Annotated in this window: 16 protein-coding genes; 9 read left to right on the top strand and 7 right to left on the bottom strand. The window is 50.4% G+C overall.

Annotated features, from left to right (window positions below; genetic code table 11):
• Positions 1-225 precede the first annotated feature (225 nt).
• On the top strand, positions 226-1,164 hold the full coding sequence (locus BLO43_RS08920; protein ID WP_090906778.1) for a PEP-CTERM sorting domain-containing protein: 939 nt from the start codon (positions 226-228) through the stop codon (positions 1,162-1,164).
• A gap of 22 nt (positions 1,165-1,186) precedes the next feature.
• On the opposite strand, the gene BLO43_RS08915 is transcribed toward BLO43_RS08920, so the two are convergent.
• The 4 genes from BLO43_RS08915 to BLO43_RS08900 all read right to left on the bottom strand — a co-directional run bounded on the left by BLO43_RS08915 (position 1,187) and on the right by BLO43_RS08900 (position 5,606).
• Positions 1,187-1,657: a DUF3565 domain-containing protein gene (locus BLO43_RS08915; RefSeq protein WP_090906777.1), complete on the bottom strand. Its 471-nt coding sequence runs from the start codon at positions 1,655-1,657 to the stop codon at positions 1,187-1,189.
• A 53-nt stretch (positions 1,658-1,710) separates the two neighbouring features.
• Positions 1,711-2,736 (bottom strand): polysaccharide deacetylase family protein, encoded by a 1,026-nt coding sequence (locus BLO43_RS08910; protein ID WP_217628055.1) that lies wholly within the window; start codon positions 2,734-2,736, stop codon positions 1,711-1,713.
• A 64-nt stretch (positions 2,737-2,800) separates the two neighbouring features.
• Positions 2,801-4,144, bottom strand: a complete 1,344-nt coding sequence (locus tag BLO43_RS08905; RefSeq protein ID WP_090906776.1) for a putative O-glycosylation ligase, exosortase A system-associated — start codon at positions 4,142-4,144, stop codon at positions 2,801-2,803.
• A 169-nt stretch (positions 4,145-4,313) separates the two neighbouring features.
• Positions 4,314-5,606: a glycoside hydrolase family protein gene (locus tag BLO43_RS08900; protein WP_090906775.1), complete on the bottom strand. Its 1,293-nt coding sequence runs from the start codon at positions 5,604-5,606 to the stop codon at positions 4,314-4,316.
• A 222-nt stretch (positions 5,607-5,828) separates the two neighbouring features.
• Between BLO43_RS08900 and BLO43_RS08895 the strand changes: the two genes are divergently transcribed.
• The 7 genes from BLO43_RS08895 (at position 5,829) to BLO43_RS08865 (ending at position 12,878) form a co-directional block, all read left to right on the top strand.
• The gene (locus BLO43_RS08895; RefSeq protein ID WP_090906774.1) at positions 5,829-6,803 is read left to right on the top strand and encodes a GNAT family N-acetyltransferase; all 975 of its coding nucleotides are present in this window, start codon (positions 5,829-5,831) and stop codon (positions 6,801-6,803) included.
• Positions 6,727-7,947 (top strand): hypothetical protein, encoded by a 1,221-nt coding sequence (locus BLO43_RS08890; protein WP_139149261.1) that lies wholly within the window; start codon positions 6,727-6,729, stop codon positions 7,945-7,947. The genes BLO43_RS08895 and BLO43_RS08890 overlap by 77 nt, the downstream gene beginning before the upstream one ends.
• Before the next feature lie 61 nt (positions 7,948-8,008).
• The gene (locus BLO43_RS08885; RefSeq protein WP_175443910.1) at positions 8,009-8,650 is read left to right on the top strand and encodes a hypothetical protein; all 642 of its coding nucleotides are present in this window, start codon (positions 8,009-8,011) and stop codon (positions 8,648-8,650) included.
• Between the two features lie 158 nt (positions 8,651-8,808).
• Complete coding sequence (locus BLO43_RS08880) at positions 8,809-10,242, top strand: lipopolysaccharide biosynthesis protein (protein ID WP_090906771.1); 1,434 nt, start codon at positions 8,809-8,811, stop codon at positions 10,240-10,242.
• Positions 10,243-10,304: 62 nt separating this feature from the next.
• Positions 10,305-11,021: a class I SAM-dependent methyltransferase gene (locus tag BLO43_RS08875; protein WP_090906770.1), complete on the top strand. Its 717-nt coding sequence runs from the start codon at positions 10,305-10,307 to the stop codon at positions 11,019-11,021.
• Positions 11,022-11,135: 114 nt separating this feature from the next.
• On the top strand, positions 11,136-11,867 hold the full coding sequence (locus tag BLO43_RS08870) for an FkbM family methyltransferase (RefSeq protein ID WP_090906769.1): 732 nt from the start codon (positions 11,136-11,138) through the stop codon (positions 11,865-11,867).
• 90 nt (positions 11,868-11,957) lie between these two features.
• Positions 11,958-12,878, top strand: a complete 921-nt coding sequence (locus BLO43_RS08865) for a glycosyltransferase (protein ID WP_090906768.1) — start codon at positions 11,958-11,960, stop codon at positions 12,876-12,878.
• A 198-nt stretch (positions 12,879-13,076) separates the two neighbouring features.
• On the opposite strand, the gene BLO43_RS08860 is transcribed toward BLO43_RS08865, so the two are convergent.
• The 3 genes from BLO43_RS08860 to BLO43_RS08850 are packed head-to-tail and all read right to left on the bottom strand — an operon-like array spanning position 13,077 to position 16,769.
• The gene (locus BLO43_RS08860; RefSeq protein WP_090906767.1) at positions 13,077-14,429 is read right to left on the bottom strand and encodes a phenylacetate--CoA ligase family protein; all 1,353 of its coding nucleotides are present in this window, start codon (positions 14,427-14,429) and stop codon (positions 13,077-13,079) included.
• A 7-nt stretch (positions 14,430-14,436) separates the two neighbouring features.
• Entirely contained in the window at positions 14,437-15,555 is a 1,119-nt protein-coding gene (locus tag BLO43_RS08855) for a glycosyltransferase family 4 protein (RefSeq protein ID WP_090906766.1), read from the bottom strand.
• Positions 15,555-16,769: a TIGR04063 family PEP-CTERM/XrtA system glycosyltransferase gene (locus BLO43_RS08850; RefSeq protein WP_090906765.1), complete on the bottom strand. Its 1,215-nt coding sequence runs from the start codon at positions 16,767-16,769 to the stop codon at positions 15,555-15,557. Before BLO43_RS08850 ends, BLO43_RS08855 begins: the two co-directional genes overlap by 1 nt.
• Positions 16,770-17,113: 344 nt before the next feature.
• Here BLO43_RS08850 and BLO43_RS08845 point away from each other — a divergent pair, with 344 nt between their 5' ends.
• A complete protein-coding gene (locus BLO43_RS08845; RefSeq protein WP_090906764.1) occupies positions 17,114-18,661 on the top strand; it encodes an MBOAT family O-acyltransferase in 1,548 nt (515 codons plus the stop codon).
• Positions 18,662-18,670: the final 9 nt, after the last annotated feature.

The raw sequence follows: 18,670 nt of genomic DNA, 5'->3' as shown, positions 1-18,670 counted from the left end.
GCTTGTGAACAGAGGATCTCATGGGCCTTTCATCTTCCTTTTCACTGTCAGAAAAGCACGTCAAAAACCATAGCGAGAATGTCGGAAATCTTTACAACTTATAGGTATTATCACCCGGCACCATTTATAACTTATTAATTATGATGTGTATTATATTGAGGTACAATTGTTGCTTCAGTTTAATTTTACGGTTATTGTGCTCAGACTGTTTTGACGGAGGTAGCGATGAAAATGTATCCCTCGCTTTTATCGGCAGCGCTGATCGCAGGCCTGAGCTTGTCGTCACTGGCGCAAGCAAACACAATCAATGTATTGTGGTACACCTATGCTGATCCTGCCTCGGAATACCGCCAGAAATTCTCGCAATTGGCCAATGTCGTGCATACGCTTCCTCAAAGTGATGGTTCAAGCTGGAATCTGACGTACTGGGATGCCACCAGCGCGGCACCCGATTTTTCCGCCTATAACGTACTGGTAGTCGAAAGCGGGGAGTCCTTCCGGACCGGAGCGACGCCTGGCGGGCCACTGGCAATACCCAATTACAGCGGCATCCTGGATAATAAAGTGGCAATAGAAGCTGCCCGGGGTGATCGAACCTTCATCACTGGCGCTGATTCCGACTTTCATGCACTACGCGGCGATACCGGCAATATTCCTGATGACCCGAGTGCTCCCGACGGCGGCGGAAAATGCGCACCCGCATTAACCGCGTCCAGTTGTTGGGATGGCGCTACCGGGCATTCGGTGAATGCGATCAACTGGGCGGGAAGCGGTAATGGTCTTGGAATTGTTTCATTCCTGGATGGCGAGCATCCAGGCTCTTTTTGGTGGACAAATGCAAACTCCTTCCTGCGTGATGAACTTGCCGGACATGTAGATTATGCTGGCTCGGACCAAAATCCGGTCATTAATCCCTTACAGGCCGGTTATCCCTTCAATTCCGGACTGACTTCCCAAGGACTTTCGGATTGGGATAATTCATTTCACGCGACTTTTCTGCCAATCGATGGCTACACACCAATTGTCGACTCAAGCCTAAGGCCGGGTTCCGCGGTTGCTATTGCCACATCCGTTGTCCCGGAATCCGAAACCTACGCCATGATGCTGGCGGGCCTTGCCCTGATAGGAGCGATAACCCGTCGCAGAAAACTATCTGGCGCCTGACCCGCCCCGCTGACTCGTATCGTTACTCCTCTTTATCCGGCGCCCTGTAGAATTCGACGAAGAAACGAACGGAGCCCAAAGGCTCCACATTATGCAGGACCTCCGGCACAACAATTCCAATCTTATCCTGAGAGAGTTCCATTTCCACCCCAAAGGCCGGTACACGGTAACGTAACTTGCCTTCCATCACATTTATTTTTGCCCATACACCGGCTTTTGTCGAGTGATCCTTCCTTAATGCGGCCGGGACCGATTCTTCGGTAAATTCAGGGGTACGTTTGTAAGCAATAAAATCGTTCGGCAGTTCGAATTTTTCGCACCGAACGCAGCTGAGAATCTGCCCCAACATACTATTGCGGCCTTGCTCATCGGCTACCCAGGGACGATTGATAAATGGTGGGTTATGCCGCACATGCTGCGGATGGCCGCAACTCAGAATGGCTATTGGATCGCCTTCACCATCAACGTCAAATCCTGTAATCGCTCGTTCCATAGGTAGAATAATAGATCGTTGAAGAAATCCATTGTGACGTATAGATGGCTGAATTAAACCGTATCGATGGGCTTGAGCATATTTTGAGCCATGCGAAGCATGAAGCGCGCCGCCCCCCGATCCCATGGCGTAAATCGCGGCAACTGATATAAGTCGCTACCTGCCCTGGCTGCACCATGAGCCGTGGAAACCGCCGCGTCAAAACCAATTTCCCTGACCATTCTTGCATGGTCCGCCATATAGTCCCGTCCCGGCTTCCCGTTCGGGTATGCAAAAAGCCGTACGGGAGCATGAATTATACTCTCCAGTATGTCCTTGCCATTAGCGATTTCCGCATAAGCAGCCGCATTGTTTTCCATGCGCGCCAGGATAGGGTGATTGACGGTATGTCCGCCAATCTCCATTCCCGCGTTATGCAGGAGTCTGACCTGATCAGAAGTCATCATGAGATTCCTGGAGGGGATGACGGGGATAAGGGCGCACATCTCCTCTACACGCAATCGCCTTGATTCAAGCGGCAAGTACTTGAATGCATCCAGCACGTTATCGATGGCTCGCCGGCGTTGCGGGAGCATTCCGATCTCGAGTTGTCCCAAGCCTATTGGGGTGAGGTCGAGCGCATCCCCGGGAGCGCGGCGGATTAATTCAATTACCGTGTCGTTCCACATCCGCCCACCGTCAAGAAAACCGGTCGACACAAAGAATGTGGCAGGAATACCGTGTTTTTGCAGGATGGGCAGGGCGATTTCCGCATTATCCGCATACCCGTCATCGAAAGTGATACAAGCTGCGCGCGGCGGCAGTTTCCCCTGACGGAGGCCTCGCACCGCATCAAGAAGGGGTATTATTTTGAAGCAGCCTGCAAGCTGCCCCATCTGATGGTCGAAATTTTCCGCGTGGCTCTCTCCCGGAAACAATGCATCGGGTTGAGGCAGTACCCGGTGATAGATAAGTATTGTCAACCGGCCGCGCGATCCGCCGGGAGAACACAGGTTCAGGAGTGCTCGGCTCGGCAATAAAGTCCAGGACGGCATGGGTTTACCCCGCATTTCCACGTAACCGGATTCACGCGGCGGCATGCGCACTATCCAGACGCGCAACTGTCAGGCATACCATGAAATAACCCAATTCGATATGCATACGCTAGCCCGAGTCCCTGGCAATTCGTTGCGATTGCGATGGGCTCAAGTTTCCAAATTGAGGTTGAGCGCCTTTGCTTTTTTCAATAATGACTGACGAGGCTTTTTCTTTAAGCTCCTTTTCTATCAGCATGCGGGTTGCTACCATAGCCGCCATCAGATAATAAGGCACATCGAAATAGAGTAGACTGAGGAATGCACCACCCGTGGCAAAACCAATCAGGCATACCTGGATCATGGTAGCTAGGTTAGAAGCCCACTTATATTCTTCGAGGTTTTTCGTATTGCGAATAATCCACGTACCAGTTCTCCAAGTCAGTAAACCAAGTAAAAGATATAAACCCGCGCCAACAAAACCGTGTTCACCCAATGCCTGAAAATAGATGCTGTGAGCAGCACGCGGCAAATCCATAACATTAGGGGCATAGAGATTAAAAAGTTCGCGCGTAGCGACCTCGAAGCCACCGCCAATCAACGGCCGGTCCTTGGCCAGATTGAAGGCCATCCACCAAGCATTGAAACGTCCCTGGACAGAAGCATCTTCCTCATAGTTATTGATAGTATCCATTCTTTCAGTCCAGTGCTCAGGCATAAAGGCTAACAACGGCGGAATGACGAGCATCATTAGCAATCCAAGGGAGACTTTTCGCCGGCTTTTAAGCCATAGAAATGCGCCCATGGCAGTAATCGCCAGCAGCGCCCCACGTGAATGACTCCCGAGCGCAGCAATCGCGCAAAGGAGCATGGTCGCGATGAGCCCATAGTGTACCCATTTGTTCCGGACAATCATTTGCAGATAGTGTAGAAGGGGAATAGTCATAATGAGCGCCAAGGCGATCTCATTGTTTCCTCCAATGAAAGTACCCTCGGGTCCCCACACTCGATGCTCCCCTCCGCCACTTATTGTAAAGATCCCACCCTTGATTCCATAGTAACTAAGAGAAATAACCACTACCGCAACAAGAAGCTGTATGTGGCGCTTTGATTTTATGAGCATGAGGGTTACAACCGTCATCAGCATTATTTTCATCACTTTGTTCCACTGGTCATACACAATTTCGGGATGAAAGGCAAAGACCGTCGTTACATTCATCCAGAGCACGAACGCAAGAAAAACTCCAGTAACGGAAGTGTAAGGCAAGTTTTTCGGCTCCCGAGTGAAAAGAAGACTAACCATCGTTACTCCCGCCACAATCGCGGCAAAGGGAAAAGTGCTAGCGAAACCCCAGCCTTGCGTATGGGGATTCATGACGCTGACCCACACCCACATCAATACGCCTATGTATGGCCTCTTGAAAATATAGGGTAAGGAGCCCAAGATAATCAGGGTAACGAGGATATCTCTCATGGATAATCTAATGAGCTCTCATCTAAAACATAATTCGTTAACAGAGAGAAAAACAAACAGAAAAGATGAAGACTCCCAGAAAAAGGGCCTAAAATCCGATTGGTGCAGCATCGGTAAAATCACTTTCTCATCAGCAAAAATTATAACGTCAGAATGCGGATGAGCTACATCATTCGATCTTAGTCGAAGGCATCTCAAGACAATATTGTAGTAATAGCGCATCGAAAAAGTACTTGGTTGCCCAGTTCGGGAAGCCTCCCCGCATATATCCACCAAACAACGGAAATGAACCGGCGATTGCACCATTGAGAGCAGGGTCCGGTGAGTCCAACGCCTGCAAGGCTTTCAATGCAGCGACCAGTGCATCCGCTGCTCGTTTGTACTCAGGAGCACGCGTTAGCTCATAAAGCCGGTAACAGACAATCGCAATTTGGGCATTACCGGTAAGGCACGACGATAATGCTCCTGGCTCCCAATCCGCATAGTAGCGTCCCGCCAGCAGTCCATGCCGGTCGACGCGAGCAACCAGCGGGTCGACGCCTATCCTTGCAGCAGCCACGAAGTCCGGACGTTGGGCTAATACCCCCACCTCCAGCACGCCCTGCAGCGTATAGCCTATTGTGTGGGTGAGCGGTGCAACTGACTGCGTCAGACAGTTGTGCGCAAACCAGCCGTTGGATCGCTGCTGGCGCAATGCCGCCTCGATCACCTTGATCGCGGCGTCCTGGTAAAGACGCTCTCCCACGATTTCTCCGAACCGATACATCGACCAGGCACACAAACAGGTATATGTCTTAATCTCGCCAGCGCTGACATAAGCGCCGTTGGTGCGAAAATAATTATTCTCGTCCAAGTCTCCTACGAGGAAATCGGCAGCGCGCCGCCCCGCTTCCAGGAACTCTCCAGCACCCGTCGCACGAAATGCGGAACACCAGCCATCGAGCACCATGCCGGTATTGAACGTCGCGGCGGTCTGCTGAGCCGGGGGGCAAACCGGCCCGCCCTGAACCGCCCCCGATGGCATTTGAATTGCGATCTCCCAGCGGGCCATCGTCAACGCCGCATCCCGCGCGACGAGGTCATCGAAACATTCGGCATACGCGAGTAGCGAGGTAATGATGTAGCCTGTCGTTTCGGGATAGGATGGCATCCATGCAACTGACTCGCCGCGGCATGGAAAGTAGCCGAGAGACACTCCTCCGTCCCGCGCTGCCTGCTGCGCGTGCAATAACCATTTTATCGCCGCACGAGCTCGGAGCGCTGTTTCACCTTGCTCCGGGCATGTCGTCAGCGTCAGGTAGCGCCAGTAGTCCCGCAGCACGTGCTGCCGGAACACTCGATTGTCCGGTTGGAGCAGCCGCGCAATCTCCCCCGCCACAACGCTGGCATCCCAGTACTTTTGACGCAATCCCACGCCGGAATATTTGTCGCGCGCAATGCGCGCAAGTGAAGTAAATTTCACCCTGTCTTTCCCATTTCTAGGTGTCTAGGTAAAATCATAGCACGGCTTCTTCGCAATGCGCCCCGTACTTTAGTCGCATTGACACTATACCGCTCGCGTTATACTGTGAACTGGTTTGGTGTTCTGATATTTCATATTCTGCAATCCGGTCAATTCCTAAAAAATTTCAAATCCCCCAACCTAAAAGAATCCTGATCGGTTCTTTCCGGTTTTCAAAGCGAAATGACTGGAACATTCTTGGTAGAACCAGGCACAACATTACTAGCCAGCGAGCTCGCGGCCTTGAATCCAAGGAATCCGTTTTATACGCTCCAATATGCTGACTTTCGCAATGGGCAAGGATTTACGCCATGGATCCTGATCGGCGATAACGCCCACTCAAAAGTATGCTGTCCTGCCTTCATGAAAACCGGGCGGCTGAGATGCTCACTGGAGATACCCTCCGTGCCCGATGTTTCGGTAAATGAACCCTTCTGGCAAGCGTTGATGGACTTCTGTCACCAGAACGGCATCTCCGATCTCTCGGTAAACAGTTTTTGCTCACCAGGGGGTGGGATTCCACAATTGAATTATGAAAAAAGCCGCAAGCCTCGATGGGAGTATGTACTGGATCTAAAGCATCCCGATACCTTGACGAAAATGCGTAAAGGGCATTCTTATAGTATCAAGCGCGCGCGAAAGATCGGGATAGAAATGCGGCGAACGCGTGATCTTGAGGCTGTTGAGACCCACGCCCGATTGATCGGCGTTTCCATGCAGCGGAGAAAAGATCGGGGGGAGAACGTGACAACGTCAGTAGAGACAAATAACCTGTTACGATTGATTGAATCAGGCGCAGGAGAGATTTTTCAAGCCGTTCTGACAGGGCAGGTTATTTCTTCCAATGTCATATTGATAGCAGAAAAGGCCGGTTACAATCATACTCAGGGTACCAGTCCGGAAGGGATGGGTTATGGGGCCGCCCATTTTCTCATTCATGAAATCGCCTGTGCGCTTCGCGATGAAGGAAAAGAAGTATTCAACCTGGGCGGAACCGATGATCCTGATCCAGAATCCGGTTTGAGGAAATTCAAGACCGGCTTTGGATCGGTGACCGAAATCGAGCTCGAGTCAGCAACATTTGAACCCGGGAATTTGGGTGCCTCTCTTCTACGGCGAGTCATGTCGGGCGGGCTGCGAGGACGCAAATTTGATTAAGCCTATATTAAAGACGGCTCTCGCGGTCTTGCCAGATAAGCTAAGGCGCAAAGTCGAAATTATGGGGGCAAGTTTAAGTAATACACTGGAAAATTGGTGGCTCCCAGGGTATCGGGTAGAGGGTGAATTGGGCGGCGATGGCGGCCGGGCAACCTTGCTCTATTTCGGGGATTTGCCGCAATACAACCAGTGGAGCCACCATTTTTTTACCGAGCGAACCGATGCGTCATACGTTGGAAAATTCCGCTGGATCGACGCAGTTCGCAGGAAGAGCAATATACCCGATTACGATCTGGCGCTATTTCCGGTAAACCCTTTAACTGAGCCCATTTCTGTCAAAATGGGATGGCACATCATTCCCCTATATGTCAGTTGTGTTCTCGATTTAACGGATACTACCGAAAACTTGATTCGTAGCCAGACTTTCAAACAGCAGGTAAAAGCAATTCGAGCGAAAAATTACCAAATCCGGGAATTATCCGCCGATTCAGACCTGGAAGACTTCTACCATGAAATGTTACTTCCAACGATAAAGGAAAGACATGGCGAGGTAGCCTTTACCTCTGGGCTGGAGTCGCTGAAGAGCCTGTTGCAGGAGGGACGCTTTTTCGGTTTATATCGAGATACAGAATGGATCGCAGGCCGTATAGTATGCCCGGAGGGACTCGACGAACTGCGTCTCGCTGTCGTCGGGTGGAAGAACGGGGATGAAAAGCTATTGAGAGAGGGTGTGGTCACAGCCATATTGGTTAAGACCATCGACTGGGCGAGAAGCGCGGGATTTAAAAGGATCAACCTGGGATCAAGCATCCCATTTATCAATGATGGACCGCTCAATGCCAAGCTTCGATGGAAAGCTAAGATTAGCATGCCTCAGACTCAGTCTGTTTCAGAAGAGCTCCAAGGTGTAGGGGGATTTGTTGGCGCAGACTTCAAAATTGCTTCCAATGCCGGTCGTGCAATATTACGGAAAGCACCGCTTCTGGAGAAACATGGCAGGACGCTCAGGGTTATTGGGTGGGAATCAAATATCAAACCTGAATTCCGCCACCAGTTCGATTTAGGCATGGAATGGGTCGATCTCGCGGTTGCCCGGAACCGGAACGGTCCGTATAACTCTGATTCGCGAAAAGAAACGCAATAATTTGAGTAGTGGTATGCGACGATCGACTTTGTACGCGGGATTAATTTTCATTAAATAACCCATGCCACCCATGGAGAAACCTCGAATAACGGCTATTGCATTCGCCAAGGCTAATCTAAAGCGCCTGCTCCCGTTCGATCGAATTTCAATGAGTTCCCTTATTGATCTCAACAGGCTGGTTTTGTTTGGCTGCACCCCTGGGGAAATACCGCCCTTCAAATTTCGTACAGATCTAGATACAAGGAAGATGGCAGCAGAGGATTTATCGGCACTTGCGTATGGCAGCGGAAGATTTGCGGATCAAGCGAGGCTGTATCACGTGAAACGGGGAATTGACACTGCCTACGGCGTTTATTTAAATGAAGAACTGGTTCATATGAGCTGGGTGTACACCGCCGCTGAATACGCGAAGGAACCGTTTCCGCGGTTGGTTCTGGAGGAGGGTGAAGTGGAAATTGTTAATTGTTTTACATTGGATAAATGCCGTGGCCTGGGAATTTATCCTTACATGATCCAGTTTCTGTCAAATCTTCAGTTCCAGAATGGGGTTAAACGCGTTTACATGATGGCCAACTGTAAAAACGAAGCTTCTCAACGCGGAATCATTAAAGCCGGGCTAAAGGTATTGGGTCGGGTCACCTACATACGCATTCCTGCATCATCGAGCAAGAGTATTTATTATCGCCGTTATCAGGAAACATGAGCTAAATTTCACAACGCATGACCTGGAAACACCGTTGCACTCTGCCGTGGTATTTCTAATTGGGGAATCAAGAGTCACTTCCTGCTCTCGGCAGAAGCAAAATAAGTTCATCACCGCTCCACCAATTTACCCAGATCTGACCCCTAAAACACCTATCTATGGATCTTCGGACTAACGTTATTTCAGCACTGCGATGGTCTGCTATCGGCCGGATCGTAGGCCAGGCGGCAGCTTGGGCGGCGACTATCATCGTAATCCGACTGCTGACACCCGAGGATTACGCTTTGATCGCGATAGCCTCACTTGTAATCGGATTCTCGGAACTCCTGCGAGAGCTTGGGTTGGGAGCGGCGATCATACAACGCGACGATATTCACGAAGAAGAACTCCGGTCAATATTCGGGTTGGTCATCGTTGTTCATCTATTCCTTTTCTTGCTGACTTATTTTATTGCCCCCTTGGTAGCCAATTTCTTCAACGAGGAGAGTCTTGTCGATATCATACGCGTATCTGCGCTCCAATTATTGATCCTCATATTCCTGGTCATTCCTAACGCACTAATGGTCCGTGCGATGCGGTTCAAATGGATATCAATAGTACGTGCGATGGCCTCGATAGCCGCCAGTCTCGTTACTCTGGGAATGGCCTACGCGGGTTTTGGCGTCTGGTCGCTAATCGCAGGAAATTTCGCGGCGACCCTGACCACTACGGTGGGCTTTATGGCCGGCCAACCCTATGCCAAAGTCCCATCCTTCCGCTTCAAGAAAATTGGCGCACTGGCCTCTTACAGCAGCCGAATTTTTGGTGCCGATGTTCTGCACTATTTTTATACCCGGGCAGATGTGGTCATTATCGGAAAAATGCTTGGCACCACCACCTTGGGCTTTTATACGGTTGCCTACAATCTGGCGACGCTACCGATGAGCAAAATCTCGGGAATGTTATCGTCTGTAGGGTTCCCCGCCTATGCCCGGATCAAGAATGACATTTCTGAAGTCAAATCAAAATTTCTTTTCACTATTGAAGCGAACAGCCTGGTTTTTTTTCCCGTCCTATGGGGTTTATCGAGTGTAGCCGACGACTTTGTCATGGTCTTGCTGGGAACAAAATGGCTTTCCGCAACTATTGTTCTGCAACTGATCACATTCATCATCCCCTTGCAGATGACGGGGCCTTTGGTAAGGCCAGCTTTGCTCGGCATCGGTCGTGCGGATCTTTTTCTAGCCAGCCTTGTGACAAATGCAGTATGCGTTCCCACCGCAATTGCTATTGGAAGCCTCTGGGGATTGACCGGGGTATGCTTTGGCTGGATCGCAGGGTTCTTGCTGGCTTATTACCTTAATCTCAGGCGTTTTCTGCCTGTGCTAAATACTAATCCGGTAGAGTTTGGGAGGATCATGGCGCCGGCAGCGCTTATGGCGTTTGGCATGTACGCTGGCGTCATGGCTGCAAAATTGACTATTCTGGATGGTGTTGAGCCCATTCACCGGTTGTACCTGTCGGTGATGATCGGTATTGTCATATATGCCGTATTGCTGGTTACGGTAAGTCGGCCGGCCTTAATGCGCATATTAAGTTTAGCAAGAGGGTAGCGAGTTTATGGGCCGACTTCCGGACAGTATTCTTCGAGGCTAGCCGATAAAGGAGTAATGATATGATACCGTGGCGTATAAAAAATTTCTTTTCCGAACACTTTCCGCTCGGCTACCATTTACTGGCAAACATTCATACGCGGCACGAATCGGAAGAGTATTGGGACGCGGCCTTTGACATAAGCTGGCAGGCTGGCACCCGCGAATGGCCGACCAAGAATCACCTGGTGCGAAGTCTTTCGTCGACCACAGACCGCATTCTCGATGTCGGTTGTGGCACCGGTACTCTCCTTCGATACTTGAAGGAACATGGCTATGTAAATCTTGAGGGACTTGAGGTTTCCCGTCGTGCCGTTGAGGTTCTAAGCGGGCATGGGATTACCATGCATCACGCCCGACTGCCCAATCTACCCCTGCCCGATCAACAATTCGATATCGTCATAGCGTCGCAAGTGCTTGAGCACATAATCCGGAGACAGAGATTTCTAAACGGGTTACGCCGAATCCTTAAGCCTTCGGGGACTTTGATGTTATTTGTTCCCGACAACTGCCTGGGTCCAATAGACGAACCGAGTCACGTTATCAAGTTCACGAAAGATAGCTTAAAAAAGGAGCTCTCGGGTTGCTTCAGATCGGTTTTTATTGAGAGCCTGAAGGATGACAAATTTGCTATGCCAATTCTATTCGCTTATGCTCATAACCAGGCAGCAGGTCGTTCGCCCCGAGAAATTGCAGATGCACTTGATGTGGCAACCCGTAAAAAACCGGCATCGGGTTAACCAATATCGATTTCAACGAGCTAGCCGCCTTAGACCTATACACATAGACAGTTCGTATACTCGCACAAATGAGCATGCGTTACTCAAGGTTATCCGATTACTCAGGAGATTAATTTGACTGAAGATGCCTTTACAGTTATGGCGCATGCGGCGTTAAAAATTGGAATCAGAATCCCTGAGGCTCAACCCGTCAGGCGACTTTACGAGCAACAATATTTATGTGATTACCTTTTGAAGTGGGGAATAAATTGCGTTTTCGATGTAGGCGCAAATAATGGGAAATATGCGCACCATCTTAGAATGATGGGCTACGAGGGGTATATCTTTTCTTTTGAACCTATTCAGAAGGATTATCTTGAATTATCTCGTTTATCTCAAGAAGATGCCCGTTGGAAGACTTTTAATTTTGCGTTAGGCAACGAACATTCAAGAAAACCATTTAACATTATTGAACAATCTGGTACCGTTTTCAGCTCTTTTCTAGAGCCAAAGTTCCAAGCAAAAAAAAACGTCGAAATGATTGAAGTCAAACGCTTGGACTCAATATTTCCGGAACTTGTATCCGGGATTGAGAATCCTCGCGTTTTTCTGAAAACAGATACTCAAGGCTATGACATAGAGGTAGTTCAAGGTATTGGAAATCGTATTGATGACATTATTGGTCTACAGGCGGAATTATCTGTAACACCAATATATGAAGAAAGTCCGCATTATACAAAGTCTTTGATGTATTTTGAGTCACTTGGTTTTTCTCTCATGAATCTATTTGTCGTCAACCGGGGAAAGCATGGCAGCATATTGGAATACGATTGCATGATGACTCGTCTTGAAAGGTTTATTGCGTAGCTATTATTATTGGTTAACTGCAATAGCGGCGAACACGACCGATAGTATTTTTAATTGGATTATCCACACTGATCTTGGGATTGCCATTTAATGCACTTGGACCCAACCGCTTTCACTGATGCGTCAAGGCGACGAGCAATTGCTGTCTTCGCTCACAATGAATCCCGCAAGATTCTTGGATGCCTTGAGGCCTTGCGTCTTTCCCCTCTACTTCCCAACACAACCTGCTATGTAATCGCAAATGGTTGCAACGATGATACAGTTGCTCACGTGACTGAATACGCACTGAAGGCGCCATGGGTAAGGGTCATTGTATTGGAAGTCGGTGATAAGGCGAACGCATGGAATCACTTTGTCCACGAGATTGCTCCTGAAGCCGAAAGCTATTTTTTTACGGATGGAGACTGTCAGGTCGAAAATGGATCGCTGCAACAGCTTGAAGAATCGCTCTTGAGCGACAAAAATGTCAACGCGGCCTCCGGCGTCCCGAGCCATCACAATATATCACTCGGTATTTTTCGGCACGACATTATCATGCATGGTGGATTTGCGGGTAACTTGTACGCACTCTCTCAAGACTTTGTTAGCCGGCTGCGGGCGCAACGCATCCGACTCCCTCAAGGCTTGATTGGAGATGACAGCCTGATAGGGGCTTTAGCATTATGGAATCTTGACCCGAGCAAGGGGTGGAATCATGATCTTGCACGGGTTGTCCCAACCGCAACTTTTCGTTATGAATCCATAATGTGGGCTTCAGTTTTTGACCCAATGTTTTATATTCGCCGATTAAGACGCTACAGTCTGAGACATTTTCAGAACCAGTTGATCAGGGCACGCATAAAGCCGTCAGGCTTATCGGTGCTGCCCGATCATATTGAAACCCTTTACCTGGACGCCAAGAATCACGAGCTCATTCCAAGGTCGTCCCTAAAACACTATATTTTCGACCGCTGGGCAGTCCAGGCTATCGGAAACGCTCGCGATACATTAATGGCAAAGAGAACTCTCTAACCGCACGTTCCATATTGATTTCGGACTAAATGAGTCAGCAAGTCAGCTACGGTCCCCTTCGAATCGCTCGACCATTCAGGATTACCAATTCCATCCACTATCTGAACCATGCGATGCTTTCTATTGCAAGCCTCCCATGAGACCCTATGCACTAATAGACTATTAGCCCATAGGATGTCATGGAAGAGACATTTTTCATTAACCCGGAGCAACCATGCTCACCACATAGCGGAACTTACCTGATTTTTCTGCCGGAATTTCCGTGACTTCCTCGACTGCTATCCTCACCCCTTGTCCGAGCCGAGCTTTGAACCCTACCTTGATTTTCTCGACAAGTTCCGGGGAGAGCTCCTCCTCGGAAACCGTTAGTACGCGGGTAGAATCCAGGCTTTCCTGAATGATCTTAAAGGCCAGAATCTGCGGCAAATCGCGTAGGATATAAATCAGGGCCAGACCATGCATCACTGTACCATTCTGGGCAACCAGAAAATCAGTACTACGGCCCTGGATTTCCCTGAGTAAAGGAAGCCCCCGCCCACAGGTGCAGGGCTTACTATCCAATACACCGATGTCGCCAGTACGATAGCGAATGAAAGGGAAGTCTCGGGTGGCAAGGTGGGTCACGACTATTTCCCCCGCCTCGCCATAAGGTAAAGGTGCGCCCTGTTGATCCACGATCTCGACGATAATGTCCTCGGCAGTGATATGCATCCCGCCCTGAGGACATTCATGTGCGATAAAACCCGCATCGCGGCCGCCATAGCCGTTCGCCACCGGGCAACCAAAAATATTACCGATCTGTTGACGCTGTTCATCGTAGAGCCGTTCCGACGTCACAAACGCAACGCGGATGCCCAGGTCATCCATACGCTGTCCCTTTGCCGCGGCATGACGGGCGATATGAGATAGGGCGGAGGGGTAACCAAAGAGCATTCTTGGCCGCACGCTCCGAATCTCATCGAGGAATTGATCAAGTTTTTGCGCCGACATCTCGAAGGCAGGAAGTAGCCTTGTCCTGAGCAGCCGGTCGCGCAGGGCACGTACCCCATCCTGCGCGCCGAGTTCGATGGGCGAACCCCAGACCACGATCTCCGGGTCGCCGATATCCACTCCCCACCAGCGGGTGGCACGCCATTTCGCCGCGACATCGTGACTCACACGTTCTTTGCCAATGTAAAAGATCAGCGGATCGCCGCTGGAGCCGCCCGTATTGAAACGGGCAAGGTGCCGGGCATTCTCCGACTTGAGCGCCCCGACATTGTGGCGAATGATGGTTTTGTCGAGAAGCGGCAGGTGGGCAAGATCGGATAGCGAATGGACATCTCGCGCTTTAAAGCCAATCTTCGTGAAGAGCTCGCGATAGTAGGGTACGTGTGTCTCGACGTGCGTAAGCAGCTGGCACAGCCTGGAAAGCTGCAGCGCTTTCAGGCGCTTGTCTTCCCACCACTGGGAGACTTCCATCTGCTCACGCACCACTACACTGCTGTGCTTCTTGAAACGCTCGTGGAGGGGGAAAAACAGCCCCGAGATCAATGATGTGTATAAGCCCATAACTTAATCAGCCTTCACCATCCACTAACGGCTTGTTTGTTTTTGCCAGCACATGCTCGTAAACCGCCAGCAATCGGTCACGCACGTTCGGCCAGGTATACTGCTGCACCGACGCGATGCCCGCCTCACGGATTTTCCTGGCTCTGGCTGGTTCGTTAAGCAACGTAAGAATGGCTCCAGCCATGGCTACCGGATCTTTTACAGGCACCAGCAAAGCGGTTTCTCCATGCTCCACCAGGTAGGGTACGCCTCCTACATCCGTGCTGACAACCGGGACACCGCTAGCCAATGCTTCCAATATCGAAATAGGCATATTATCGGCGAGGCTGGGATTCACCATGATATCAGCGCTACGATAAAGATCGGCCATGCCTTCATTGTCAATTCGGCCCGTAAAAGTTATCGCATCCGCCATACCGAGCTCGGCCGCGAGCTTCTCAAGTGCCTGCCGCTCCGGACCGGTGCCGGCAATGGTAAGTGTCGCCGTGGAAAATGTTTGTCTGACGATACTGAAGGCACGCAACACCGTGGCATTGTCGTAGATTAACTCCAGATTGCGGGTAACGATGATATGCGGGGCATCTGTCCTCAAGAGAGCGGCCATACCGGTCTCAGCGGAAAAGCGGCTGAGGTCGATAATGTTGGGTACGATGCGGGTCTGAAAACCGCGCTTCCCAAACACAGTTTCGAGAAAACCCGAAGGAACAATGATCGCATCTGTCCGGCGCAGGCTGGGTTTGATCCAGGCAAAGGATTTGTCAAAGAAAGCATCCGCTTCGCCTCCCCGGTAATTAACGATGACCGGTATCCCCCTGATCCTGGCTATCCAGATTGCGGGGGCGGCAAAGAGGTGCCATGACCACCCCGAATTCGCCATCACATGAAATAACCGCACATTAGCCGCGGATTGCCATAAATGAGCCAGATAAGGTATAAGCCGGAACGCCGCCCGGATCCCCTTGAGTCCGCCAACCCAATGTGGGCGATAAGGACGGTTAACCTGAACCACTTCCACCGTGGCGCCTTCTGCGCGCAACAATTTTGCCAATTGCAATGTTTGATTCGCCATCCCTCCGGAAGGCGGAGGCAGAGGTCCCACCAGTCCGATGCGCATGCCCGATGCCATCACTCCGAGTCCTTGCGAACAAGTGAACCGTATACGTTTTTGTAGCGAGCGACGCTGCCCTGCCAGGTTCGCTGTGTTTCCACAAAGTTTCGGGCCGCGGCCCGGAGACCGGGCCACAGGTCCGGTCTGGCAAGAAGGTCCAAAACCTTGGCTGCTAAGGCGTGAGGGGTGCCTGCCTTAAAAAGAATGCCGGTTTTTCCGTCTTCGATCAGTTCGAGATGCCCCCCCACATCCGAAGCCACGACAAGCCGGCCTTGCGCCATGGCTTCAAGCGGCTTGAGCGGTGTTACAAGATCAGTGAGCCGCATCCTAAGCCGTGGGTAGACGAGTACATTGATCAGATTGTAATAGCGCTGCACCTGATCATGAGGAACACGGCCGGTAAAGATCACCTTGTCTTCCAGACCCAGTTGCATGGCAAGCGCCTTCAATTCCTGTTCCTGGGGACCGCCGCCAACCAGCAGGACGCGAATGTCCGGATTGCTGGAAAGCATCTCCGGAAGTGCCTGCAGCAGGATACTCAAGCCTTCATATGCGTAGAACGAGCCGATGAAACCAAGCAGCAGCTTGCCATCAAGGCCGAGGTCTTTGGCGAGTTGCAAATCGGGAGAATCGTTCAGGCTAAAATTTTCAATATTTACGGCATTGGGTATGACAGTAACCTTTCCCGGCGCGATACCCCGCCCAAGGATGTCGCTTCGCAGCCCTTCGCAGATGGTGGTGACAGCATCAACATGCCTCAGCGCGTAACTCTCCAATCCTCTGGTAAGGCGATATCGAATGCCCCATTCGCGGCTGGTACCGTGGTCCACTGCAGCGTCTTCCCAGAAAGCCCTGATCTCATAGACGACTGGAATACTCCTGCGCCGACCCACCCGCAAAGCGGGTATGGCATTCAGGACAGGGGAGTGAGCGTGCAGAATATCCGGCTTGACGACTTCAGCTACCTCATTCAACCGGTGAGTCAGGCGATCGATGACGGCGGTCTGGTTCACGATGGGTAGTTTAGACGTGAGACCGATCGCGGGTAGGGTGCGATAAAAATGCCATCCATCGACATCCTCTTCAAGCACTCCGCAATTTCCCTGCTTCGGCCCCGTCAGATGGAAGGTTTCCCACCCCAGAGCACGTTGCTCCTTCAGAATAGACAAGGTGCGGAAAGTATAGCCGCTATGCAGTGGAAGGGAGTGATCAAGTATATGAAGAATTCGCATTAATATTATTTTCCGTTAATACATTGCAAATCAACCTCTTAATAGTTATTTTCCATCTCAAGCCCATTTTATGAGAAGAATTTTAAGAAGGGAAATAGCTTAGAGGCCCACTGTTTTCCCCGGTGAGCCGGGCTGAGCCATCCGCGAAGCTTCCTCTACATCAAACGTTACCCGATCTATATTGGACCACGGCGCGACCTTGCTGAGGCTTGGAGAGTGAAAATATATATCAAGGTTACCGTAATATAACTGTACCAAAGGCCGGTTCCGAAAGACATTTATGCGTTTTATAATGCCATACTGCTGCACTGCCTCACGTAACCGTAACCGGCACTTCTTAACCTATGCTGTTTAATTCCTTTATTTTCATTTTTATCTATCTGCCAGTCATAGTTGTAGTTTTCTTCTGGCTGGGCCGCCGTAACCATACATGGGCGGCGGGATGGCTTGCTTTAGCGTCTCTATTTTTTTACGGGTATTGGGATTACCGGTATATCCCCCTGCTTCTTGCTTCAATCGGGTTCAATTATTGTGCCGGTCTACGCATTGCACAAGCACTTAAACCTGTTCGGAAGTACTGGCTGGTCTTTTCAGTTACATTCAATCTACTTTTGCTTGTCTACTTCAAATACGCCAATTTCTTTCTGGACGCAATCAACATTCTAAATGGAGCCGATTTCCAAACGCTGGATATTGTTCTCCCAATTGGCATATCGTTTTATACATTCACCCAGATCGCTTTCCTCGTTGACACGTACGAGGGTAAGGTAAACGAATATCGATTCGTCCATTACCTATTGTTTGTTACCTACTTTCCTCATCTCATCGCCGGGCCGGTGCTGCATCACAAGGAAATGATGCCACAATTCGCCGATGAAAGAATATACAGGCCTTCACCCACCAACTTTGCTGTGGGCTTCACAATATTTTGCATCGGCCTCGCCAAGAAGGTACTGATCGCCGATAATCTCGCCCCGTATGCGAGCCCTTTGTTCGAAAACACGGGTTCACCCTCATTATTGCTTGCGTGGGGTGGGGTGCTTGCTTATACCTTTCAACTTTACTTCGACTTCTCGGCATACTCGGATATGGCCATTGGCTTGTCGCGTTTGTTTGGAGTCAAGCTTCCTCTCAATTTCAATTCCCCATACAAAGCAGCCAATATCAGCGAGTTTTGGCGGAGATGGCATATGACACTGTCGCGTTTCCTTCGCGATTATTTATACTTTCCGCTTGGGGGGAGTCGATCTGGTTCGTTCAACCGTTACCGCAATCTGATGTCTGTCATGCTTCTGGGTGGCATGTGGCACGGTGCCGGCTGGAATTTTATCATTTGGGGTGGCCTCCATGGTCTCTTTCTAGTTATTCATCACACTTGGGTTGCGATTTCGAAACGCTTGAATTTTCCTTCTGAATCGGTGGCATGGAAGCTGATCGCTACTATTATGACCTTTGTTGCAGTATGTTTTGCGTGGGTATTTTTTCGCTCACCCGACCTCGCGACCTCTTGGGAAATTGTTCGAGGCATGACAGGCGGCTTCGGTGTTGCATTGCCGGAAGCCATTGGGAATCGAATTGGAACATTAGCATCAACTCTCCAGAACTTTGGAGTCAGCTTCTATTTAGGCGGAGGCTCGCGCTTCATTGAAACGTGGGGATGGATTATTTTCGCTGCGGGGATCGCGTTTTTCCTGCCCAATACGCAGGAACTCATTCACCGGTTTGAGCCGGCCCTCGATTTCAAGGCATCTTCGGAAATCACCAACGGACACCTGACACGCTGGCTGACCTGGTCACCATCACCCCGCTGGGCGTTTTTTCTCGGCCTCCTGACGCTGCTCAGTCTGCTATCGTTGAATCGTCCGAACGAATTCCTTTACTTCCAATTCTGACGCGCGAGC

It is taken from the genome of Nitrosospira sp. Nsp13, assembly GCF_900101945.1.
GTDB classification, from domain to species: Bacteria; Pseudomonadota; Gammaproteobacteria; order Burkholderiales; family Nitrosomonadaceae; genus Nitrosospira; species Nitrosospira multiformis_D.
Note: the sequence above shows the minus strand (reverse complement) of the source record. Positions and strands in the feature narration are given on the sequence as shown.

Excerpts from the sequence above, each read along its gene's own strand:
- BLO43_RS08880 (WP_090906771.1), top strand. The coding sequence starts at position 8,809 with ATGGATCTTCGGACTAACGTTATTTCAGCACTGCGATGGTCTGCTATC.
- BLO43_RS08875 (WP_090906770.1), top strand. The coding sequence starts at position 10,305 with ATGATACCGTGGCGTATAAAAAATTTCTTTTCCGAACACTTTCCGCTC.
- BLO43_RS08895 (WP_090906774.1), top strand. The coding sequence starts at position 5,829 with ATGACTGGAACATTCTTGGTAGAACCAGGCACAACATTACTAGCCAGC.
- BLO43_RS08845 (WP_090906764.1), top strand. The coding sequence starts at position 17,114 with ATGCTGTTTAATTCCTTTATTTTCATTTTTATCTATCTGCCAGTCATA.
- BLO43_RS08850 (WP_090906765.1), bottom strand. The coding sequence starts at position 16,769 with ATGCGAATTCTTCATATACTTGATCACTCCCTTCCACTGCATAGCGGC.
- BLO43_RS08865 (WP_090906768.1), top strand. The coding sequence starts at position 11,958 with ATGCACTTGGACCCAACCGCTTTCACTGATGCGTCAAGGCGACGAGCA.
- BLO43_RS08915 (WP_090906777.1), bottom strand. The coding sequence starts at position 1,657 with ATGGAACGAGCGATTACAGGATTTGACGTTGATGGTGAAGGCGATCCA.
- BLO43_RS08860 (WP_090906767.1), bottom strand. The coding sequence starts at position 14,429 with ATGGGCTTATACACATCATTGATCTCGGGGCTGTTTTTCCCCCTCCAC.
- BLO43_RS08885 (WP_175443910.1), top strand. The coding sequence starts at position 8,009 with ATGCCACCCATGGAGAAACCTCGAATAACGGCTATTGCATTCGCCAAG.
- BLO43_RS08905 (WP_090906776.1), bottom strand. The coding sequence starts at position 4,144 with ATGAGAGATATCCTCGTTACCCTGATTATCTTGGGCTCCTTACCCTAT.
- BLO43_RS08855 (WP_090906766.1), bottom strand. The coding sequence starts at position 15,555 with ATGGCATCGGGCATGCGCATCGGACTGGTGGGACCTCTGCCTCCGCCT.
- BLO43_RS08920 (WP_090906778.1), top strand. The coding sequence starts at position 226 with ATGAAAATGTATCCCTCGCTTTTATCGGCAGCGCTGATCGCAGGCCTG.
- BLO43_RS08910 (WP_217628055.1), bottom strand. The coding sequence starts at position 2,736 with ATGCCGCCGCGTGAATCCGGTTACGTGGAAATGCGGGGTAAACCCATG.